Source organism: Citrobacter sp. RHBSTW-00599, assembly GCF_013784065.1.
Taxonomy (GTDB): Bacteria; Pseudomonadota; Gammaproteobacteria; order Enterobacterales; family Enterobacteriaceae; genus Citrobacter; species Citrobacter braakii.
This window is the reverse complement of sequence record NZ_CP056717.1, coordinates 1203271-1226624: the sequence shown is the minus strand read 5'-3', so window position 1 is coordinate 1226624 and position 23354 is coordinate 1203271. Positions and strand designations below refer to the sequence as shown.

Here is a 23354-nt window from a genome sequence, read left to right as displayed (position 1 = left end):
AATTACCCTACACAGCGAAGGACGGTTCGACGAATCACTAAACTTGATCCTAGTGATAAATAGAACAGGAATTGTAACATCGGTGTAATCATCAGTATCTGGCTGTAAGGTAAGCTAATTAAGCAACTGATAGCAAAAGCGTTAAACGCCGGTGCAAAGCTCAGCAACTGAAGATCCTGCTGGTCCAGTTGTTCAAGCGTCAGTAATGGCTTTGGCTGACAAACTTTCAGGATATAAATGAATAAGCTAATAAAAAGTAACGTGCCGATCACCCCGACTTCCCACAGCAGCATACTCAGGGAAGTCGAGTCGAGAATTAAGTTATAAATGATATTCAAAAAGCCCGGCGACACCGTACTCCCGCTGTTTGTGGCGTTGAGCCCATAACCAAATAACGTTCCTGAAAGCCCCCACAGATCGTTATTTTTCAACCAGAACAGGAACGTCGTAAAGCGCCCTAACTCCCCGGTAGACATGATGTAGTTCGGGTCAAAGATATAGCTTAAGGAGTCGATGAAAATGCTTAACGAGCTTTTCGACGGATCGCCGCCAAACGCGGAAGAATAATAGTACGCGAGGATCACTATCGACAGGCTAATAAGCAGCAGCATGCCCGCCACAATAACCAACAGCGTCTTCAGATTAACCTTACTGACGTCTTTGACGTAGCTCGGTGAGATCCACACCCACGCGAGGAACAGAGGTGACAGCAGAATGACGAACTTCACTTCACCAATAATACATAGCCCGATCCCAAGAACAATGTGCAACGCCATGGACTTGAACGTGGTCAACCCGTGCTTATACTCAGAGACTTTTAACAACATAATCAACAAGCAAAACAGGCCCATTGCAGCAGTGTTACCGCCCCCCATGGGGTCACCGCCAAACGTACCAACCACGGAGTCCCATTTCTCATCTTCGCCACGCACTGCAACGCGCTGGGGAACGACCAGCAAAACCTGATAAATCATTACCGGGATTTGCGCGTAAAACACCCAGTACAGATAGCGCGTTGCACGGTAAATCTGCGACTCCCGGCAAAATCCCAGCAGCAAACAGATCATCACCAGTGACAATGCGATTTCATTTTTAAATGCCACAATCGCGACGGTGATCCCACCCTGAATCAGCGTCGATGTTCCGGCCAGTATCAGGAACGAAAAATACAATGCCAGGACAATCGTCTCCTGCGCATCCAGCTGCAGCGAGCCATCACGCGTCTGCATCACCAATAATCCCACCATCAACAGGGTCAGGAAAAAGGGGATCCAGAGCACCGACTGCATGCCGGTAAAGTATTGCACCAGGCCACACAGGATCAGCGTGACAAAGCTAAAAACCTGTAAATAGTATCCGCTATTCAGCGTCATAGTATCACCGGCTTATCTTTCAGAAGATTGGCTCGCTTATTCATTTTCAGATAAATGAAGGCGTAGCGAATAAATGTCAGTGAAGAAAACAGGATAACCGACGTGGCATAATCTTTATGAAAATAGGGAATGACGACAAATGCGAATAACACAATCGCCAGCTGTTCCAGTTGGATACGCAGAAAATAGCGGTGGGAACCAAAAATAAGCTCAATCACCGTCAGAGGGCTTATCGCCAGCGCCGGGAATAAATAGGGCAACATGTAGCGCGACGTTTCAATGGAGTTAATCCAGTCTTCGCTAAAGCCCAGACGCATCACTATTGGATAGAAAATAAACACCCCGAGAGTACAGATAACCCCCAGAACCAACAGTAGCATCCGTACCCTGGTATATTCATGAAAATTAAAGGTATTATTTCTGAAGTCGATAGACCACTTGGAAAAAATAGTATTGCGCACTGCGTTGCCGATGATCACCACCGGCGCCAGGCAAAAGCGGCTAACCACGGAAAAATAACCTGCCGTCAGCGCCGAGAACCAAAAGTTAATCAACATAATCGGCAAATTGCTGCTGGCCATCGCCAGCACTTCCGCACTACCGACTTTGGTAATGTGATGGATATTTTGTTTGAAAAAATGCCAGTTACTGGCAGGTCGCAAATGTCTGGCCGCCACGGAACGAATATCAAACGAATGCAAAATACAGCTTATGGTCAGCACCATCGTCGCGCAGGCCCATGACCAATAAAACAGTTGCACCTGATGCGTAACCAGAACCGAAAGTAATACCACCACAGAGACAGAGATGCGCTGGAAAATCAGAAAACGAAAATTGGCCGTGCGCAGCGACAGGTTTTCCGAGATTAAAACCCACGCCGTCGCCAGCGTCAGCAAATAGAGGAACAGGATGTTCTGGTGAAACAGCCACGCTGTCAGTACGGCGTACGGTAAGGCAATGATCGTGCTTTGGATCAGGCAAAATACGACGTTCTGTACCAGTTCGTCGTCGTGCTGTTTTGGAATTAAAAGCTGCGATGCAAAGGTACACACCTGCGCGCCCACCACGGCGATGCTGTAATTGAGCGCGTAAAGCCCCACCTCAGCCATATCATACTTGTGCGAAATCAACCAGATAGACAGCGCACCAATCAACTGCGAGATGACTGATGAACCGGCTATCGTGGAAGCGCTCTTCAGTAGACTCATACCCGGCCTGGCGTCGTCATCAGTTGATCGGTACTGAAGTTAAGTGAACGCAGACCCTCCTGGGTTTCAAGATCTTTTTCTTCAACCGCATTGAGTACCGCGCCAATCACCACGCCGTTATTTTCCTCAATCTTATCCAGTGCGCTGGCGATGTGTACCGCCGACCCCACCCCGGCTTTCACAATGAAAACAACCCCATCGACGGCACGTTTGATCAGTTGAACATCCTGACTCTGATTCACAGCAGCAACATCAATAATGATGCGCTGATAATGCGATTTCAGTTCGCGCATTAAGGGTTCAACGTGCTCCGACGACAACATCAGTAAAGAAGAGATGGTGCTCTTGCCGTGCGCAATAAAGTCGAGATTATCACTGAGCGTGATCCGCGCATGTTCAAGCTGAGTCTCTCCGCGCAGCAGCTCAGCCAGGCCTACGGATGTAGCTGATGCCAGTTCAGAAGAAAGCCCGCCCGTATTAAAGAAATCTGCATCAATAAGCAGCGTTTTCTGGTCAAAACTAAAGGAGTTCGCTAACAGATTCGCCAACAAAGAACGCCCATCACCGTGTTCCGTCGATGCCACGGCGAGCGTCTGTAATGGACGATTATCCAGCATAATCCGGGTACGGATACCGTGCACAATATCGGCATTCAGCGGGTTCTTCAGGATCATGTCCCGCACTTGCGCACGCCCTGAGGTTCCACTAAAACGACGGATTTCGCCCAGCGGGGTAACGTTGAGGCGCTTTTTCATGCGACTCAGGCTAGCGATTGAGTTATCCATCGCCGCTTTGACAATGAAATACATGATGCTGAACACAACCACCAGCATGACCACCATCACCAACAGCAGTGATTTATTCGGCTTCGCCGGTTTTAATGCAGGAACTGCGGGATCGTATAACACCGCATCGGCATTCACGCCGGACAGCGACAACTCCTGAGTACGCTGATAGAGCGATTTATACAGGTCTTCCATTTTATCTAACGACAGTTTTTGGCCGTTCCAGGCATCCCGTTTTGACGCCATTTTCTGGAAGATCTCTTTCTGCTGTTCCACCTGTTGCTGATAGTTCTTTTCATCCGCCAGCGCCGCCAGATATTGCTGACGTAAGCCGACTTTCAGCTCACCCAACACCCGTCCGGTTTGGCTTTGGATCGACTGAACATCGGCCTCTGCTTTTAAAATGGCGGGGTTTTTTGGCCCATAAACTTTGCGCAGTTCAGACAACGTACGCTGCGCCTGAATCAACGCAATGCGCAGATCCTGAATCTGAGCATGGTTAGAGACCGAAGGCAGCGAGATAACGCTCTCGGCGGACTTCCCTGCTCCATTCACCTCGTTATAAACGGATTCAGCGGCAACACGACGTTGGGTCGCGTCGGCCAGACGATTGGTCACGATACTTAACTGCTCGGTTTCAAAACCATCGATACCGCGAAAGGTCAACAACCCGGCATTTTTCAGATAGCTTTCCATCTCTTCTTTTTGCTTCGCTATCGACTTCTGAATCTCTTCCATTTTTTCATAATTCAGTTCGCGGGCTTTCTCTATTTTCTGACGCTTTTGCTCCAGCGTATAGTTGATGAAAGCCTGCGCGACGCCGTTGGCGATATCAGCCGCAACCTGGGGCGAAGTCGATTCATAGGTAATAGAGGCGAGGTTCGTTGTCCGAATACCGATGACATTCAGGTTTTTCGACAACGTTTTCAGCGCCAGCTCCATTCTCAGTTGCCGACTTTCACTGCTATCAGCGCCCTGAGCATCGGCTTTTTCCCCGGTAAATGCCGGATTTTCATCCAGCTTCATATCGCGAACGGCTTGCTCGAGCACAATTCGTGAATGCATCAACGCATATTGCGTTTCGTAGTAACCACTGCGCGTTGAATCGAAACCATCAACCTGTGGGAACGGAGAAATGTTATCGGCCTGCGCCTTAATCAGCACCGTCGCCGTTGATACATACTTTGAGGACATCATGCTTATTAACGGATAAGCCACGACCCCGGCAACGATACCGGCCAGCGCGATTTTCCAGGCGTTCTTTTTCAGCGCTTTGGCAAAGCGGGAGAATTCAACAGTGCTTTCTCGTTTTTTGCCGTTTTCCACTATTGATAGTTTCATCGTCAGAAGAACCCCATGCCAATAATCACGACATCCCCAGGATGAACAGAGTGCGTTAAATCAACATTCTCAAGCAGCTGATTGCTACCTGACAGGCGAATGTTGATATCTTGACGGTCAGCACGATCTGTAAATCCCCCCGCCTGCGCAATAGATTTCTCGACGGTAAGTCCTGGCTCATAAGCGAATCCATTCGGACTTTTCACCTCGCCAGAAACATAGTATTTACGGAACTCGGCAATACTCACCGTCACCATCGGAGTAGTAAAATAATCTCCGGTCAGGCGTTGAGTTAATTCGTTAGTCACCTGTTCAACAGTTTTATCTTTTAATATAAGAGCACCAACAAACGGGAAATTAATCTCCCCACTCTTATCCAAAATAAACCGCATCGTCATATCGGGTTGACCATGAACAGCGATATTGACAGTATCCCCTGCCCCAAGTCGGTAATCCTGCTGAACAGTAGCAGGATCGTCCATTAATCTCGGGCTGGACGTTGTGCATCCGACCATCAGGATACTGAATAGCAAAACCGCGCACAGTTCTATTATTTTCATTTTAGATCTGAACCTTAGCTTTAAGCATAATCATAGAATTATCATAACCCAACGTTCTGATGACTTCCTGATTGTCGTTGGGACCGATATAAAACGAATCAGTATCCTTATTCGAATTCAACGTATCTATTTGATATTTAATCTCAAAATTGACCGACGGTGTGTAGTCATAGCTCATGGTTACGCTAAATACCCCATCTTTATCATGCCGATCTTTATTCTGTTTTTTATAGTCTTCTGAAGTGTATGAGTAATCCAGCAAGGTAGAGAAACGGTTGCCTAACCAGAAGTGCTGGTAAGAAAGACCATACTGGGTGACTAAAATATATCCCCCAACTTCCGATGGGTCTTTAATGCTTTGCGCTGAGTGCACCGTGAAAACAGACTGTTGTAACGGCTTCCACTCCCCTTTTACATCCCAGTTTAGACCATTAAAATCATGCGAGTTTGCGTTGTTTTCAAATGTCTTGTACAACCATGAAATATTCATGTCGACATTGGTTTTTCCCGTCAACTGCGACTTCAGGCCATACAGCAAATAATACTCATTAGTGTCTTTTTCTGAGTTGTTATCATAGTGACGCTGGTTAGTAATAAAGCTATAGCGAAAACGCGTTCTGGATGTGTATTGGTCAAAAATTTCTGCCACCAGGCTATTTTCGTGCCATTCCTGTTCCTGAATATAATTGTAGAAATCTTCACTACTCTCCTGGGCGTCGGACGTATTGCCGAACGTCAGTTTTTTGTATAACAACGCCAGTTCCGCTTTCCCGCGCCCATCCGGCGCGCCATAGCTATAGCGCAATTCACTGTTAATAAAATTCGTCGTCAGCGGAGATTTAATCCCATACTGCTCGAATTGACCCGGTAGAAACCCCTCAGTGATCCCTCGACCGCGGGATTCGTGCCCAAGCGTATCCTCCAGATTGAGTGTTAAGCCGTGCTTGAGCCCATAGCGCCAGGCACCGTTAAAACGGAAAAAATGATCGTTATAGTTATCAGCGGAATCGCTTGAGTAGTTACGATAATCACCGGAGTACATCAGTAAATACTTATCCTGACCGCGCTCTCCGATCATACTCAAAACGGGCGCTGCGCTCTGAAACGAGGAACCGATAGCATCTCTGCTATGTGGCTGATAAGACACGTTATCATTATAACCATAGTCCACAGCGACCTTGCCCTGGAAGTCGATCCCCGCAAAGCCAATGTGTGATTTCGGTGTTAAATCAGCCCATACGGGCTGCGATATCACGATTCCGGTAATAACGAGTAATTTAGTATGCATTCTTACCGATAAATCCTTTAAAAATAGTTTTAATAATAATTTTTATATCCAGCCATAAAGACCAGTTTTGAATGTACTCAATATCGTACTGAACCCTTTTTTCCATCTTATAAAGCGCATCGATTTCCCCGCGGAAACCGTTGATTTGCGCAAGCCCGGTGATCCCAGGCTTAACTTTATGGCGGATCATGTAATTTTCGACCTGTTTACGGTACTGCTCATTATGCGTAACCGCATGAGGTCTGGGACCGACAATCGACATACTTCCCTGCAATACATTGATAAATTGCGGTAGTTCATCCAGTGAGGTGCGGCGTAAGAAACTACCGAATTTGGTTACCCGCGGATCGTTTTTAGTGGCCTGAATAACCGTATCGGCGTTCTCCATAACGCGCATCGAGCGAAACTTCCAGACCTTAATTTTTTGCCCGCTAAGACCATACCGATCTTGTTTGAAAAAGACTGGCCCGCGGGAAGTGAGTTTGATTCCAATGGCAATGGCCAACATCAGCGAAGAAATCATCACCATAATGATGCTACCAAGTACCAAATCTTCCGCCCGCTTGATAAACGACCCCGCCCCTTCAAACGGCGAACTAAAAATTCCAATAGTTTGCAGGTTGTGAATGGAGCGTAGCTTGGACATGTTGTTACTGTAGGTGTAGAAGTCAGGAACAATATACGTATCTACGGTGGTGTCTGACATCATCGCCAAAAAATGACGAATGCGTTGTAAAGCTACCATCGGTAAAGCGATGTAGATTTCGTCTATATTTCCCTGCCGGGCTTCCTCAACCAGATTGATCACCGGCCCACGAAAGGGGCTTTTTACCTTATCGACGATATCGCCACAGCGGGATAAGGCGCGCTCATCATAAAAAGCCAGATCTAATGTGATATTAGCGTATTCATCCATTAACGCGTTTTCTGCAGCCAGACCATTGTCGGTCAGACCAATAATCGCCACGCGCATACTCTTTTTCGTTGAATATTTAAAAATGAAAAAGCGAATGTAATAAAGAAAAGGTAATGGGATGAAGTACCAGTAAATAATCGCTGAATAAAAGGGGGAAGGCAGTTTGTCTAAGTAGCCGAGAGACTCGGGTTCAGCCACCGTCATGCTGACCAGTTCGTTAAAAAAAATCGCCAGTAGCGTACAAAAAACCAACCGTTTTTGATTACGTAAACCGATCGTCTTAATCTTTTGTTGATACATTTTAATGTATTCAGCAAACAGTAAGAAAAAGACTGAGAAGAGAATACTCAGAATGGCAATGGTGTTAAATGGTGCCAGACCTAACAGATGGGCGCTAAAAATTAACGTCGGATTGATTACAATGAAATCGACCAGCTTTAAAAAGACTGGATATCCGTGGCTGCTAATCTTTAGCGATTTTTTAAGCATATCTCAGCCCATTATTTATTGATTTTTAATTGTTTTTTTCCTCATTTATGTTGCTAATTATATCACAAGTCTTAAAAACGCAATGGCACACAGTCATTAAATGTAAAAAACAATGTAATACAATGTGATGGGTTTCGCACCATACAAATGCAACCCAATGATTTAGATGATTATTTATTGGTAATATTTTTTAATTTCATCCTTAAAAAACATGATTAATTGCAACATAAACGTCATTGACAGTTCACAATTCATAAGCTACCACGGGTAGAATCACATGATGATCGCCTGACAACGCGTTAACCTTACAAAAAGCAATACTTTGTCCAAACCTCGTTGCGCTATGGTCAGTGATGAGAGTCCTGGAGAGCGACAAGAAGAAATCAATAAGTCTATTTATAATTCCCACCATAAAAATAACTTAGTAACACATTTACAAAGCAATGATTAGCAACCTTATTATAAATAAGGTATTTTACGAAGAGTCTGCGATTGCTTTCATTTTCACGCTCAAAATTCAAAAAAAAACGAATAGTAAAAAAATTTAGTTTAAATAATTGTAGCAACTCCGATGAGTAGAAGTGGCAAGCATGGCTTAAATTAAAACGATAGCCAATCATTGAGAAAATGCGTGTTACATATTACTAATGTCAACATTCTGCATGAACACACCTTTAACATCAGAATTTTCAGCGCTTACCAACACATCGATTTAAAATAAAGAGAAGAGAATAAATGACAGCATTAAAATTTTGTTAAAAGCAGCGTAAATCGCCCCAACGAATTATTGATAACAATGTATACACTTTTGTTAAGATATATATAAAAACACCTTCCAAAGCCATTCAATCATGCCAAAAAATTTTGTTTACTTATTTTTCGCAAATAAATAATATCCGCACCGGATTACTTGTTGAGCAATTTACGCACGTTAATCATTTCTTTCAAATGAAGTCCTACATCATTTTTTGACGTTGATGAACTCCAGCTGAATCTGTGCCTCTGACAAGTACTTTTCTGGGTAAATAATAAATTTAACGGAGTTATGATGATGAAAACTGCACTTACCAGCAGTGTACTGGTCGCTTTGTTTGCCGCTAATGCTGGCGCAGCAGCGAATTACGTTACCACTGCCGCAACAGGTTCTAAAGCCACCGCGACGGTCCATTTTACCGGTGAAATTGTTGCCAGTACCTGCGTGGTGAGCACAGCAAACCAGCCAGGTAAAACAGTGGCATTGCCACAAGTTACCAACCAGCTATTTAGCGGCGCGGGCTCTAGCACCGGTGATACTCCGTTTACGTTGCAATTTAGCGGCTGTAGTGGGGTAACTGGAGGAAGCGGCTATGTGGTGGTCTTTACTGGTAAAACCCCTGGCAGTAACACAGCACTTCTGGAAGCGAAACGTGGCTCGGCTTCTGCCACCGATGTTGGCATCGAAGTGGATCAAGCGGGTCATGCCCTCGATTTCGCTTCCGGTAGTAATGAGGTGAGCTTAACAGCAGATCAAAATGGCGATGCACAAATCGATCTGGTCGCCAAATATCAGCAAATTGGCGCAACGCTGCCTGCAGCTGGCACGATCACTGCGGATATGAATTACACCGTCATTTATAAATAACGGACGTTGATTGCTATGGATGGCACTCTTCCCTGAACCTGGAAAGTGCACCTGATGAATAAAATATTCTTTTACCTGTTGCTGTGTGTGGTTAGCACCGCTCACAGCGCAATTAATTTGGGTCAAACGCGCGTTATTTATAATGAGAACGATAAAGCGGCGATGTTTGACGTCAACAATAATACAGACAAGCCATATATGGTACAGACGTGGCTGGATAATGGTAATCCGGATGAGACACCAGCCAATCTGCCAATGTTAATTACGCCCCCGATCCTGAAACTTGATGGCCATAAATCAGCCGTGTTGCGAGCTATTTATCAGGGCAATGGCTTTCCTGAGGATGTTGAATCTGTAGTGTGGATTAATGTGCAGGAAATCCCCACCATCGAGAATGAAGAAAATACCTTACAGCTGGCGCAGCGTATTCGCATCAAACTATTTTATCGCCCTGTTGGGCTGAATATGACGCTACCTGAAGCCGTTGAGAAATTACAGTGGCAGTGCCACGGTCATACTCTGCGGGCAGTCAATGCGACGCCGTTACATATCTCCCTGACGCAATTACATATTAACGGCCAAAACATCGATGCCGACATGGTTAATCCGCATGGCGAACGCACGTTTGCGTTGTCACAGCAAAAAGTCAGCCATATCGGTTTTAGCTGGGTAGATGATTACGGCGGCACTAACGCGGTTAATAACGTCCCGGTATCTTGCAATTAAGTTAGGGTTGCACATGATGAAAAAAAATAAGCAGCCGCAACGGTACACCCTCTTTACGCTGTCAACGCTGGCCGTGTGCATACCTGCATACGCCAGCAGCACGCCGCAGTTTAATACCCGTTTTGTACATGGTACGCAAAATATTACCTCCGTAGTGCAAATAGCCCGTAATGACGGACTTAGCGAAGGCACGTTTGAATACGATATATATCTAGACCATAGCTTCGTCGAAACGCGCAATGTTGACTTTAAAAGACGTCAACCACAAGGCAAGCCGCAACCTTGCCTGAGCGCGGACGATCTGCGCAAATACGGGATTAAAATCCCTGAAGGTAACGCCGATACCTGCGTGGAGCTCACGGCTCTGATCGCAAACAGTCGCCTGACGGCAGATGCAAACTACCAGCGCATTGATATTTCAGTACCAGAAGCGTTTCTGCTTTCGACTGCGCATGACGCCGTGCCTGAATCGGCCTATGACGATGGGATTAATGCCGCTTTTGTCGGCTACAACGCCAATACGACGCACCTGATTGAACAGGGTCAGGATCATGACTCTGTTTTTGCCAGTTTTGCCAACGGTATAAACCTGGCGGGATGGCATTTTCGCAACCAGTCTACTTTCAACTATGCCAGCGGTTCAGGCCGTCAATGGCAGGCGGTTTCCACGTGGGTGGAACGTAATATTATTGCGCTGCGTAGCCGCTTGCGCTTCGGGCAAACCTATACGGACGACGATGTGTTTGACAGCATCCAGTTTACCGGGGCACAGCTCACCAGCGATGAAAACATGTTGCCTGATAGCCAACGCGATTTTGCGCCAGTCGTTCGCGGCGTCGCCAATAGCAATGCCACAATAGAAATCCGTCAAAATGGCTATCTGATTTACAGTAAAAACGTCGCGCCAGGCGCGTTTGACATTGACGATATCAACCCCAGCAACCAAAGCGGCGACCTGAACGTCAGCGTTATTGAAGCCGATGGCAGTCGGCGTAATTTCAGTGTGCCTTATTCAGCGGTCCCGAACATGCTGCGTGCAGGTAACAACCGCTTTCAGTTTACGGCAGGGGAATACCGCGACGGTTACAGCGGCGGCTGGCGGCCCCGCTTTGTTCAAGGCACATTGAGTTATGGTCTCAGCTTTGGCTCCACGTTGTACGGTGGTTTCCTGACCGCAGAAAGCTATAATGCGATTGCCACCGGGATCGCTCAGGATCTGCACCAGTTCGGCGCGATCTCTTTCGATATCACTACCGCCAGAGCGCAGCTTGCCAGTGGAGATGCGTCCACAGGACAAAGTTACCGTTTCTTATACTCCAAATCGCTGAACCAGTACGGTACGGATTTCCGTCTGGTAGGCTACCGCTACAATACCTCCGGTTATTACAGCTTTAGCGACACCATTAACGAGCATAACAGCTGGTCCTCGGGCTATTACGACATCGCCTATGACGACCCGAATCAACAACTGCGTTTTCCTGGCGAAGAGCACAACAAAAAGCATTACTACACCACTAACTACAATAATCGCCGCCAACGTTTTGAGGTCTCTGTTAACCAGCGTTTGTGGGATAACGCCTCTCTTTATGTCAGCGCCAGCCAGCAAAACTACTGGCACAACGGGAGTCACGACCGCACGATACAGCTGGGTTACAACGATACACTGGGGAAAATCAACTGGAGCGTTTATGTACAGGATACCCGTAACCAGTACGACTACCAGGACCGCAGTATCAACCTGACGCTTTCCATTCCATTCGATTTCATGGATAGCCGCGGCTTTGTCTCCACCAACATCATGCATAGCCAGCAGAATGGCGACAGCTACTCCACCAGCTACAGCAATACAGCATTTGACGATCGTCTGAGCTGGGGCGTTCAGGGCAGTACCACCGATCGACAGGATTCCTCTGCCGGGGTTAACGCCGCCTGGCAAGGCGACAAGATGAATGTTCAGGGGGGCTACAGCGCAGGACGCAACTACCAGAATATGAATATGGGCATCAGCGGCGGGGCAATGCTGCACGCAGGCGGCGTGACGCTCATGCACTCTCCTGGCGATACCATGGTGTTGGTCGAGGCCAAAAATGCCGACGGTGTCCATATCCAGCAACAAAATGGCGTGGCAATTGACGGTAACGGCTATGCGGTCCTTACCGCCGCAGACGCATGGCATTACAACGTGGTGAGTCTGAATACCGCTGATATTGGTGCCGGGCTGGATATTCCGCAGGCACAGAAAAAAATTGTTCCAACAGAGAAAGCCATCGGCAAAGTGGTGTTTGAAACCTTCAGCGGCCGCAACTATCTGGTCAATGCCGTCATGCCCGGCAATATTGCCCCCCCGGTCGGCGCGAACGTACGAGATACCAAAGGTCGTAGCCACGGTCTGGTCGGTATGCATGGCGCACTGTATGCCAGCGGTGTGGAAGACAATTCTCGCCTGGAAGTGCGCTGGGGCTCCCATGCAAATGAACACTGCTTTATTCAAATGCCGGATAACCATAACCAGCCGGTGAAGAAAATCGGATATACACAAATTACCGCCCAGTGCGTCGGCTCGTAAGGTGCAATCAATGAATCCGTTAAAAATAGTTAAACTTGTGGTGCTACTTTGTTTGCCGATATTCAGTAGTGCAAGCTATGCGGTTACCTGTACAGCAAACAGCGTCTCCGTACACGTTGATCCCATTAAAATCAGCCACAGTACCACCGCTGGGGACACCGTTTGGGTGTCCAATCCGCAAACCGTTAGCGTCACTTGCCGCGACACAGACTATATGCCCCACGGCGAAGCCGCCAGAATCTACATCGACCCTGATCATGAATTTGCGCATTTTCTGCAGGGAACCAATATGAAACTGGTGGTGAGCATTGATGGTCGCCCCTACGATCAAAGCGCCCAGGCCGTCACCACCCAATATAAGGCAACGTTGCCCCGAACAGGTTCAGACAACTACTGCAGGAGTAATAACCACAGCCATACCAGTGACTGCCAGGCGCGCCCACAAACATTTTCTTTCACCTTTAACCTCAGTCTGGTCGCTACCGGAAAACTCCCGGATCCTTTGCCTGCGCTGGCCGGTCGCACCATCAACAAAGTTTTCGTCGTCGACGGTATTGGCAGCATTAACGCCTGCGGTTCGCATTGCTCCACCAGCAATCCGGCAAAAAACTTTGGCCCCGCGCTTAATGGCCTGAATAACATCAGTTATATCAACTGCGAACCGATCGTCTCTATCAGCTCTGACAAAGGAACGGATACCGTCGAGTTTGGCAGGATCAGCATTACCGAAGCAAAAGTGGGAAAAGATAACAGCCACAGTAAACAGTTTGCCGTTATTGCCGCAGAAGCCGCCGGGAAGCATGAATGTCGCGGCATCAACTACGCGGTAACGTTTACCGGCACCACGAGCAACAGCGGCGCAGTTTTTACCGGTCAGGGGACGCCAGATATCGGCGTTACGCTCCAGGATGCTGCACACCCCGGCTCCGGGGACATTATCAGCGGCAACCGTATCGATTTTGCCAGCAGCGCATTTACCAACCAGAGCGACAGCCGACGCAAAGAGTTCATGGCAACCCTGTTCTGGCTGAAGAATCCTCCCCAACCCGGCACATTTAGTATTCCTGTCAATGCGACGGTGACCTTTAAATAACAGGCGCAGGACGATGCTGATCGTCCTGCGCGTCTCGCACCAGGCATAAAAACCGCAGTCGTACGCTCAACCCGCCTAATGTTTCACTCCGTGATAGCTGAGGGTGCGTGCGGTGCAGACGAGCAATGTCGTTGACCAGCGCCAGGCCTATCCCGGCGCCAGGGACATTACCGACGTTATCAAGGCGATGAAACGGTAGCAGCGCCTGGTGCACCATCTGCTCATCGATACCCGGCCCGCTATCTTCAACCACCAGCACCACTGCCTCTCCGTTTCGCAGCAGACGGGCGGTTACCACACCATGCGGCGGCGTGTATTTCAGTGCGTTATCCAGCAGATTCCCGCACAGTTCGCCAAGCAGGACTTCATCGCCCTCAATCCACACCGCATCCTGTTCCCCTTCATAGCCCAGATCGATCCCTTTACTGCGCGCCTGCGCCAGTCGCGTGAAACAACTGCTTTGCACCACCTCATACAAATTAACCGGCGAGAAGTGCCTTTCTCCTTGCTCTTTGCGCTTCACAGCCGACAACTGTAACAGCCTTTCCGTCAGTTGAATGGTGTTGTCCAGCGTGGAGCTCATGGCTTGCAGACTCTCATACCATTGCTGCGGCTGCTGGCTGGCGAGGGCCACCGCCGCCTGAGTTTTTAGCACCGCCAGCGGCGTTTTAAGCTGATGAGAAGCATCCGCGCTGAAGCGTTCCTGGCGAGAGATCAGGCCGCGAAGTCTGTCCAGATAACGGTTGAATGCCACAATCAACAGACGGGTTTCCGACCACGGCAGCAGCTCCGGCAGCGGCGTCAGCAGCCCAGGCTCGCGACGCACCATCAGCGATGACAGCTGGCGCATCGGGCGTAACACCCGACGCAGCAGCCAGCCGACCAGCACCAGCGTGAGCAGCACCAGCAGCCCTTGCGAAACCCACGAGGAAAACAGCAGCTGTCGCGCTAGGTAACGTCGCGATTGCAGCGTTTCGGCGACATAAATCTCGGCCATGCCGATAATGCCGCCCTCGTTGACGGGCTGCAGCAGACGCGCCACGCGAATTGCCTCCCCGCGATATTCAGTGTGATAAAACCACGCCAGCGCCGGATAAAGCCGCGTACGCGATGTCGCAGGCGGCATCGCAGGTAAATCGTCATAACCTGAGATAACCTTCCCCGCCGGATCGACCACCTTGTAATACAACCTGTCGTTCATATTCAGCTCAAAGCTGTCCAGCACCACCCACGGCACATTCACTTCCAGCTGTTTGTTGTGCACCACCAGTCGCTCGGAGACGGTTCTGGCAGACGAGAGCAGCGTCCGGTCATACGCCTGCGTCGCCGCCTGTAGCGCGCTGACATAGCTGTTAAATGCCGACAGCCCCCACAACAACATGAGCGGCAAACCCAGAAACATCAGCAGTTGCAGGTACAACGATTGGGGTTTAACCCACTTCATCGCTACGCTCCAGCACATAGCCCAGCCCGCGTAGCGTGGCGATGCGCACATCGCTTCCCTGTAGCTTTTTACGCAGACGATGGATGTACAATTCAATGCTTTCGGGGCTGACCTCATCGTTTAGACTGAAGACCTGTTCAAACAACTGCTGACGCGAAACCGGTCGCAATCGACGGTACATCAGCACCGTCAGCAATGCCTGTTCGCGCGGCGTGAGCGCCAGCGGCTGCCCCTGCAACAGAAAATAGCCCTCATCGTGAAACGCCAGTTCGCCCAGTTGCTGTATGCCCTGCACCTGCCCCGCGCTGCGGCGTAGCAAAGCCCTCAGCCGGGCATCCAGCTCCTCGATTTCAAACGGTTTTGCCAGATAATCATCGGCCCCGACGTTCAATCCTTTCACCCGATCGGCCACCGCGCTGCGCGCCGTCAGCAGCAGCACAGGAAGCGCCTGCCCGCGTTTGCGCAGGCGCTGAACGACGTCAAGACCATCCAGTCCCGGCATATTGATGTCCAGCACCGCCAGCGCGTACGTTTCGCTCTGTAAAAGATGGTCGGCCGCCAGGCCATCAAAAACGCAGTCGACGGCAAAACCGTTTTGCACCAGCGCTTTCTCCAGCCAGTGAGCTAACTCACGGTTATCTTCCGCTAATAAGAGACGCATATCACATCCTGTAAAGTTTCTGCCGCATTGAAAGGGAATTGAAAGGTTAATGTTTTAACAATCATGCAACCGAACTGCTACACATCGGCTCACATAATCACAAAAATCTTCTTCCGTACCCGAAAATCCGGTTTTCCGGCGTGAGGATAAACAATGAAAAAACAGTTACTTCGTACCCTTACTGCAAGCATTTTACTGATGAGTACCTCTGTTCTGGCGGAACAAGCGCCATCGCGCACAGAATGTATCGCCCCTGCTAAACCTGGCGGTGGTTTCGATCTCACCTGTAAGTTGATTCAAGTGAGCATGATGGAAACCGGCGCTATCGAAAAACCAATGCGCGTAACCTACATGCCCGGTGGCGTTGGCGCCGTGGCCTATAACGCGATCGTCGCGCAACGTCCGGCTGAAGCGGGTACCGTAGTGGCATTCTCCGGCGGCTCGCTGCTGAACCTGTCACAAGGGAAGTTTGGTCGCTACGGCGTTGATGATGTCCGCTGGCTGGCAAGCGTGGGCACTGACTACGGCATGATTGCCGTACGCCAGGACTCACCATGGAAAACGCTGAAAGATCTGCTGACGGCTATGGAGAAAGATCCTAACAGCGTGGTCATTGGCGCAGGCGCCTCTATCGGTAGTCAGGACTGGATGAAGTCGGCGCTGCTGGCGCAAAAAGCCAACGTCGATCCACACAAGATGCGCTATGTGGCCTTTGAGGGCGGCGGCGAACCGGTCACCGCGCTGATGGGGAATCACGTCCAGGTGGTTTCCGGCGATCTCAGCGAGATGGTGCCTTATCTTAGCGGCGACAAAATCCGCGTGCTCGCCGTGTTCTCTGATGAACGTCTGCCAGGCCAGTTAGCTAACGTGCCAACCGCCAAAGAGCAGGGTTATGACCTCGTGTGGCCCATCATTCGTGGCTTCTACGTTGGACCAAAAGTCAGCGACGCCGAGTATCAGTGGTGGGTTGATGCCTTTAACAAACTCCAGCAGACCGATGAGTTTAAAAAGCAGCGCGATCTGCGCGGCCTGTTTGAATTCAACATGAGCGGTAAGCAGCTCGACGAATACGTGAAAAAGCAGGTCATGGATTACCGTGAGCAGGCGAAAGCCTTCGGTCTGGCGAAATAAGCGCAGAGGCAAAGATGATGAGCGATCGTATTTTTGCAGGTATCTGGCTGTTGCTCTGTATAGCCGGGCTGTTCGTGGCCTGGCAAATCACCAGCGAATACAGCTATGAGCCGGTTGGGCCGCGTCCCTTTCCACTTGGCATTATCAGCCTGATGCTGGTATGCGCCGTGGCGCTGCTGTTGCGCCATCCCGACACCATCAGTTGGCCCCGCCGTCACGTTCTGCAAAAGCTGCTGACGATGGTGATTGTTCTGTTGATGTACGCCTGGGGTTTCGAATGGCTCGGTTTTCCCATCTCCACCGCCATTCTCACCGTGGTGATTGGCATGCTGTTCGGCGCAACCATTCCGGCTGCGGGTATTTCCGGCGCGGTACTCGGCATTCTGCTGTGGTATGCCTTTGACCGACTGCTTGACGTCACCTTACCACTCGGCGCCTGGCTGGGTTAACGGAGAAACGATGGATACCTGGATTTATCTTTCTCAGGGTTTCGCGGTGGCCATGACGCCGGAAAACCTGGTCATCGCCCTGATTGGCTGTTTTGTCGGTACCATTGTCGGGCTGTTGCCTGGTCTTGGACCCATTAACGGCGTGGCGATCCTCCTGCCTCTGGCTTTCGCTTTGCATCTGCCTGCAGAATCTGCGCTGATCCTGCTGGCTACGGTCTACATAGGTTGTGAATACGGCGGACGTATCTCCTCCATCCTGCTGAATGTTCCCGGCGATGCGGCGGCGATTATGACCGCGCTGGATGGCTACCCGATGGCGCAGCAAGGCCGTGGTGGCGTTGCGCTCTCTATCTCGGCGGTCAGCTCTTTCATTGGTTCGCTTATCGCTATCGGCGGCATCATTCTGTTTGCCCCGGCGTTAGCCCAATGGTCGCTGGCCTTCGGTCCGGCGGAATACTTTGCCTTAATGGTTTTCGCCATTGCCTGCCTCGGCAGCATGATGGCGCAAAACCCGCTGAAATCATTTCTGGCAGCGCTTATCGGTCTCGGCCTTGCGACCGTCGGCGTTGACGCCAATACCGGGGTTTATCGCTTTACCTTTGACAGCGTTCATCTCTCCGACGGTGTGCAGTTTATCGTGGTAGTGATTGGGCTGTTCTCAGTCTCTGAAATACTGTTAATGCTGGAACATACCAGCAGTGGCCAGACGCTGGTGCGTAAAACGGGCCGCATGTTATTTAACGCCAAAGAAGGTGCGCAGTGCGTTGGCGCAACCCTGCGTTCATCGGTGATTGGCTTTTTCGTCGGCGTCCTGCCCGGCGCGGGCGCAACCATTGCCAGCGCTATCACCTATATGACCGAGAAAAAGCTCAGCGGCAATAGCGACAGCTTCGGCAAAGGGGATATACGCGGCGTGGCGGCCCCCGAAGCCGCCAACAACGCCTCGGCCTGTGGCTCCTTTATCCCGATGCTGACGCTCGGCGTACCGGGCTCCGGCACCACGGCGGTGATGATGGGCGCGCTGACGCTGTACAATATCACCCCGGGTCCGGCCATGTTCACCGAACAGCCGGACATCGTCTGGGGGCTGATTGCGGCGCTGCTGATTGCTAACGTAATGCTGCTGGTGATGAACATCCCGTTGATCGGCCTGTTTACCCGTATGCTGACCATCCCCTTGTGGTTTTTGGTACCGGCTATCGCGGCAGTCTCCGCGGTGGGCGTGTATGCCGTCCACAGTACCACTTTCGATCTGGTGCTGATGGTTGCCCTCGGCGTGCTGGGCTACATATTGCGCAAAATGCACTTCCCGATGTCGCCGTTGATTTTAGGCTTCGTTCTCGGGGAAATGCTGGAGCAGAACCTGCGTCGGGCGCTGTCTATCAGTAACGGTAATATGGATATTCTGTGGGCCAGCGGCGTGGCGAAAGTGCTGCTGGTGATGGCGGTACTGGTTATCGTCGTCCCACCAGTGCTACGCCTGATTCGTAAACGTAACAGCAAACCGCAGGTGGATATCAGCTAATAATATGCCGGATAGCGGCGCTGACGCGTCTTATCCGGCATTTTCATCTTAATTCCTGAACGGCACTGAGTACGTGCTCAACAAACCGCGTCAGCTTGGGCAGCGGACGCAAATCTTGTCGCCACAGTAGATGAATCGGCCGCGGCTGCGGCGTAAACTTCTCCAGTATCCGAATCAGTTTCCCGGTAGCCAACTCTTGCGCCAGCAGCACCTCCGGTTGCAATAACAGTCCGGCCCCCGCTACCGCCGCCATACGCAGGCCATGACCATCGTTACAGCGCAGGATCGCATCACGCTTCCATCTGACTTCGCCCGTCACGCCAGGCAGTATCCATTCGTTGCGAGCCGTCCACACGGTATGGGACAGGCACAGATGATCCACCAGATCCGCTGGCGTAAGGGGCGTGCCATGACGGGCAAGATAATCCTTTGACGCACAGATCGCCATACGGTAAGGGCACAGGTATTTCGCCACCACATCAGTCTGATGGATATCGCCAATACGGATCGCCAGGTCGACGCCTTCATTCACCAGATCAACCATCCGGTTGGTCAGATCCAGCTCAATGCGCACCTCTGGCCAGGCCTGTAAAAACGCAGCGGCCAACGGCGAGATAACGCAAGCGCCAAAAGAAGTAGGCGCGCTAATGCGCAGCGTCCCCGCAGGGGCCAGCCGCAGACGCTCTACCGAACGCTCAGCTATCGACACCTGCTCCAGCACGCGGCGGGCTTCTTCAAAATAGACACGCCCGGCATCGGTCAGGCTCTGGCGGCGAGTATTGCGCTCCAGCAGACGCGTGCCGAGCTGTGCTTCCAGTTGGGTGATATATTTTCCCACCATCACCGCAGACATCTCGAGTCTAGTTGCCGCGGAGGTAAAGCTTCCGCTCTCCACCACGGCGATAAACGTTTCCATGCCGCGCAGCTTATCCATATTACAAACTCCTGGTTAGTAATCATCTAACTTATAGCCAGTTTATCCGATTTCATTTTCATTAAAGAATAGTGGCTCACACTATTCTGGAGGTGGTTATGAAAATCGTCATTATTGGTGCCAGCGGTACAGTGGGGCGCGCAGTCACAGAAACGTTAAGCCGTAAACATGAGGTGATCCGCGTAGGTCGCACGCAGGGAGATTACCAGGTCGATATCACCTCGCAGGAGAGTGTCGAGGCATTGTTTGAAAAAGTCGGTCGGGTAGATGCGATCGTTTCCGCCACCGGCAACCTGTTCTTTGGCCCGCTGTCGACAATGACCGACGAGGACTTTAATCAGGGATTACAGGATAAGCTGTTAGGCCAGATACGTCTGGCATTAACCGGACAACATTTCCTCAATGATGGCGGCTCTATTACGCTAATTAGCGGCATTATCGCCGATGAACCCATCGCACAAGGGGCGAATGCGGCAACGATCAATGCCGGGCTGGAAGGATTTGTGCGCGCTGCTGCCTGTGAGCTAGGTCGTGGTCAGCGCATTAACCTGATAAGCCCAACCGTACTCAGTGAATCCGCCGAAGCATACGATGGTTTCTTCCCAGGCTTTGAAAGCGTCCCCGCCGCTACCGTTGCCAATGCCTATCGCCGCAGCGTGGAAGGCATCCAAACCGGGCGCATTTATAAAGTCGGTTACTGACTTTGCTGCTGCCGTTGAGTTACCCTCAGCGGCAGCATAATTAACTCTTTGTTTTAAAATAACATTACCTGTCCTCCCTTCTCATCCCCGCACTTAACCTCACTTTTTATAATGTTAAATAATTGTTGTTTTTGATCACAAATAATAAACAAACAAGCTCATTCTGTGCGCGTTTTTCAAAAATGTAGATATTTTTAATTTATGGCTACGAAACGAGCTGCGCCATATCTCCCTGACAATCTACTGAGAGGAACGATTTGATGAACGCACTGACTGCCGTAAAACCGAACGCTGATGATCCAGCCCAGCACTACAGCGGTTTCACGTTGAAACCATCAGCCCAGTCCCCACGCCTGCTGGAGCTGACTTTTTCCGCTGAGACCACTGAGCAATTTCTGAAAGCCGTAGCGCAGTGGCCGGTGCAGGCACTGGAATACAAATCCTTCCTGCGCTTCAAAGTGGGCAAGATCCTCGACGACCTGTGCGGCAATCAGTTGCAGCCTTTGCTGCTGAAAACGTTGCTCGATCGTGCCGAAGGCGCACTGCTGATCAACGCCGTCGGCGTGGATGATGTGGCACAGGCTGAAGAGATGGTCAAGCTGTCGACGGCGGTAGCGCATCTTATCGGGCGCTCCAATTTTGATGCGATGAGCGGTCAATACTATGCCCGTTTTGTGGTGAAAAACGTTGATAACTCAGACAGCTATCTGCGCCAGCCGCACCGTGTAATGGAGCTGCATAACGACGGAACCTACCTCGAAGAAATCACCGACTATGTGCTGATGATGAAGATTGACGAGCAGAACATGACCGGCGGTAACTCGCTGCTGCTGCACCTCGACGACTGGGAACATCTGGATCAGTACTTTACCCACCCGCTGGCGCGTCGCGCCATGCGCTTTGCCGCACCGCCAAGCAAAAACGTCAGCCAGGAAGTGTTCCATCCGGTGTTTGACGTTGACCAGCAAGGCCGTCCGGTGATGCGCTACATCGACCAGTTCGTCCAGCCAAAAGATTATGAAGAAGGCGTCTGGCTGAGCGATTTGTCCGATGCGTTGGAAACCAGCAAGGCCATTATTTCAGTTCCGGTTTCAGTCGGTAAATTCCTGTTAATCAACAACCTGTTCTGGTTGCACGGTCGCGATCGCTTTACCTCGCATCCTGACCTGCGCCGCGAACTGATGCGCCAGCGTGGTTATTTCGCTTACGCGACAAACCACTACCAGACCCATCAGTAAGCGCGAAGGAATAAAGCGGATGTATGATTTTGTGATTATTGGCGGCGGCATTATCGGCATGTCGACCGCCATGCAGCTGATTGATGTCTATCCGGACGCCAGAATCGCGCTGCTGGAAAAAGAGTCCGGCCCGGCCTGTCACCAGACGGGCCACAACAGCGGCGTAATTCATGCCGGGGTCTATTACACCCCCGGCAGCCTGAAGGCGCAGTTTTGCCTGGCCGGAAATCGCGCCACAAAAGCCTTTTGCGACCAAAACGGCATCCGCTACGACGTCTGCGGAAAAATGCTGGTTGCCACCTCCGAACTGGAAATGGAGCGCATGCGCGCGCTGTGGGATCGCACCGCCGCTAACGGCCTTGAGCGCGAATGGCTGAATGCGCAGGAGCTTCGCGAGCGTGAACCCAACATCACCGGGCTGGGCGGTATTTTTGTTCCGTCGAGCGGGATCGTCAGCTACCGCGAAGTCACCGCCGCGATGGCGAAAATATTTCAGGCCAAAGGCGGTGAGATTATCTACAACGCTGAGGTCAGCGCGCTAAAAGAGCACGCTGCGGGCGTTGTCGTACATACCCGTCAGGGTCAGGAATTTGAGGGAGCGACGCTGATTAGCTGCTCTGGCCTGATGGCGGACCGACTAGTGAAAATGCTCGGCGTTGAACCCGGCTTTATCATCTGTCCGTTCCGTGGCGAATATTTCCGTCTGGCGTCAGAACATAACCAGATAGTCAACCATCTGATCTACCCCATCCCCGACCCGGCGATGCCGTTTCTCGGCGTTCATCTGACCCGGATGATTGACGGCAGCGTCACCGTGGGCCCCAACGCGGTACTGGCATTTAAACGTGAAGGCTACCGTAAACGCGACTTCTCGCTCAGCGATACGCTGGAGATCCTCAGCTCTTCCGGCATTCGTCGCGTGCTGCAAAACAACCTGCGCTCAGGACTTGGCGAAATGAAGAATTCGCTGTGCAAAAGCGGTTATCTGCGGCTGGTACAAAAGTACTGCCCGAGTCTGACGCTCAAGGATCTGCAGCCCTGGCCTGCTGGCGTGCGGGCACAGGCTGTATCACCGGACGGCAAGCTAATCGACGATTTCCTGTTTGTCACCACACCACGCTCAATTCACACCTGTAACGCGCCTTCTCCGGCAGCAACGTCGGCGATCCCTATCGGCGCGCATATTGTCAGCAAAGTTCATGCGCTGCTGGAGAACCAGAGTAATCCCGGACGCACGCTGCGTGCGGCACGTAGCGTGGAAACATTACACGCCGCATTCACCCGTTAAAACGATTAAGACAGGAC

Annotated in this window: 19 protein-coding genes; 10 read left to right on the top strand and 9 right to left on the bottom strand. The window is 50.7% G+C overall.

Annotated features, from left to right (window positions below; translation table 11 throughout):
* Positions 1-2 precede the first annotated feature (2 nt).
* The 6 genes from HV243_RS05860 to HV243_RS05835 are packed head-to-tail and all read right to left on the bottom strand — an operon-like array spanning position 3 to position 7960.
* A complete protein-coding gene (locus HV243_RS05860; protein WP_053389472.1) occupies positions 3-1373 on the bottom strand; it encodes a hypothetical protein in 1371 nt (456 codons plus the stop codon).
* Positions 1370-2581 carry an oligosaccharide flippase family protein gene (locus HV243_RS05855; RefSeq protein ID WP_016157271.1) on the bottom strand — a complete coding sequence of 404 codons (1212 nt, stop codon included), beginning with the start codon at positions 2579-2581 and terminating at the stop codon, positions 1370-1372. Before HV243_RS05855 ends, HV243_RS05860 begins: the two co-directional genes overlap by 4 nt.
* Positions 2578-4707, bottom strand: coding sequence for a tyrosine-protein kinase domain-containing protein (locus HV243_RS05850; protein ID WP_053389471.1), 2130 nt, complete (start codon positions 4705-4707; stop codon positions 2578-2580). Before HV243_RS05850 ends, HV243_RS05855 begins: the two co-directional genes overlap by 4 nt.
* A 2-nt stretch (positions 4708-4709) precedes the next feature.
* Positions 4710-5267: a polysaccharide biosynthesis/export family protein gene (locus HV243_RS05845; RefSeq protein WP_016154118.1), complete on the bottom strand. Its 558-nt coding sequence runs from the start codon at positions 5265-5267 to the stop codon at positions 4710-4712.
* Between the two features lies 1 nt (position 5268).
* Positions 5269-6555, bottom strand: a complete 1287-nt coding sequence (locus tag HV243_RS05840) for an outer membrane beta-barrel protein (RefSeq protein WP_053389470.1) — start codon at positions 6553-6555, stop codon at positions 5269-5271.
* Positions 6545-7960 carry an undecaprenyl-phosphate glucose phosphotransferase gene (locus tag HV243_RS05835; protein WP_181603939.1) on the bottom strand — a complete coding sequence of 472 codons (1416 nt, stop codon included), beginning with the start codon at positions 7958-7960 and terminating at the stop codon, positions 6545-6547. Before HV243_RS05835 ends, HV243_RS05840 begins: the two co-directional genes overlap by 11 nt.
* Before the next feature lie 1048 nt (positions 7961-9008).
* On the opposite strand from HV243_RS05835, the gene HV243_RS05830 reads away from it, so the two are divergent.
* From HV243_RS05830 to HV243_RS05815, 4 genes are read left to right on the top strand one after another with little or no spacing between them, the layout of a single operon-like run.
* On the top strand, positions 9009-9581 hold the full coding sequence (locus HV243_RS05830) for a fimbrial protein (protein WP_053389469.1): 573 nt from the start codon (positions 9009-9011) through the stop codon (positions 9579-9581).
* A gap of 54 nt (positions 9582-9635) precedes the next feature.
* Positions 9636-10307, top strand: a complete 672-nt coding sequence (locus HV243_RS05825) for a molecular chaperone (RefSeq protein WP_016157277.1) — start codon at positions 9636-9638, stop codon at positions 10305-10307.
* A 13-nt stretch (positions 10308-10320) separates the two neighbouring features.
* Positions 10321-12873: a fimbria/pilus outer membrane usher protein gene (locus HV243_RS05820; protein WP_053389468.1), complete on the top strand. Its 2553-nt coding sequence runs from the start codon at positions 10321-10323 to the stop codon at positions 12871-12873.
* 10 nt (positions 12874-12883) lie between these two features.
* Positions 12884-13966, top strand: coding sequence for a fimbrial protein (locus HV243_RS05815; protein WP_053389467.1), 1083 nt, complete (start codon positions 12884-12886; stop codon positions 13964-13966).
* Here HV243_RS05815 and HV243_RS05810 read toward each other — a convergent pair.
* Both HV243_RS05810 and tctD read right to left on the bottom strand, forming a co-directional pair.
* The gene (locus HV243_RS05810) at positions 13959-15410 is read right to left on the bottom strand and encodes a sensor histidine kinase (RefSeq protein ID WP_053389466.1); all 1452 of its coding nucleotides are present in this window, start codon (positions 15408-15410) and stop codon (positions 13959-13961) included. The two genes, HV243_RS05815 and HV243_RS05810, sit on opposite strands and share 8 nt — an antisense overlap.
* Entirely contained in the window at positions 15397-16071 is a 675-nt protein-coding gene (tctD, locus tag HV243_RS05805; protein ID WP_053389465.1) for a transcriptional regulator TctD, read from the bottom strand. Before tctD ends, HV243_RS05810 begins: the two co-directional genes overlap by 14 nt.
* A 153-nt stretch (positions 16072-16224) precedes the next feature.
* Between tctD and HV243_RS05800 the strand changes: the two genes are divergently transcribed.
* The 3 genes from HV243_RS05800 to HV243_RS05790 are packed head-to-tail and all read left to right on the top strand — an operon-like array spanning position 16225 to position 19176.
* Positions 16225-17202, top strand: a complete 978-nt coding sequence (locus tag HV243_RS05800; RefSeq protein ID WP_053389464.1) for a tripartite tricarboxylate transporter substrate binding protein — start codon at positions 16225-16227, stop codon at positions 17200-17202.
* 14 nt (positions 17203-17216) lie between these two features.
* Complete coding sequence (locus HV243_RS05795) at positions 17217-17651, top strand: tripartite tricarboxylate transporter TctB family protein (protein WP_016154128.1); 435 nt, start codon at positions 17217-17219, stop codon at positions 17649-17651.
* 10 nt (positions 17652-17661) lie between these two features.
* Entirely contained in the window at positions 17662-19176 is a 1515-nt protein-coding gene (locus HV243_RS05790) for a tripartite tricarboxylate transporter permease (RefSeq protein WP_016154129.1), read from the top strand.
* Between the two features lie 43 nt (positions 19177-19219).
* Here the strand turns inward: HV243_RS05790 and HV243_RS05785 are convergent, their stop codons facing one another.
* On the bottom strand, positions 19220-20110 hold the full coding sequence (locus tag HV243_RS05785) for a LysR family transcriptional regulator (RefSeq protein ID WP_016157283.1): 891 nt from the start codon (positions 20108-20110) through the stop codon (positions 19220-19222).
* Positions 20111-20208: 98 nt separating this feature from the next.
* Here HV243_RS05785 and HV243_RS05780 point away from each other — a divergent pair, with 98 nt between their 5' ends.
* The 3 genes from HV243_RS05780 (at position 20209) to lhgO (ending at position 23337) form a co-directional block, all read left to right on the top strand.
* Positions 20209-20811: a short chain dehydrogenase gene (locus HV243_RS05780; RefSeq protein ID WP_047499476.1), complete on the top strand. Its 603-nt coding sequence runs from the start codon at positions 20209-20211 to the stop codon at positions 20809-20811.
* A 260-nt stretch (positions 20812-21071) separates the two neighbouring features.
* Positions 21072-22049: a glutarate dioxygenase GlaH gene (glaH, locus tag HV243_RS05775; RefSeq protein ID WP_053389463.1), complete on the top strand. Its 978-nt coding sequence runs from the start codon at positions 21072-21074 to the stop codon at positions 22047-22049.
* 19 nt (positions 22050-22068) lie between these two features.
* Complete coding sequence (lhgO, locus tag HV243_RS05770) at positions 22069-23337, top strand: L-2-hydroxyglutarate oxidase (RefSeq protein ID WP_016157289.1); 1269 nt, start codon at positions 22069-22071, stop codon at positions 23335-23337.
* Positions 23338-23354 lie beyond the last annotated feature (17 nt).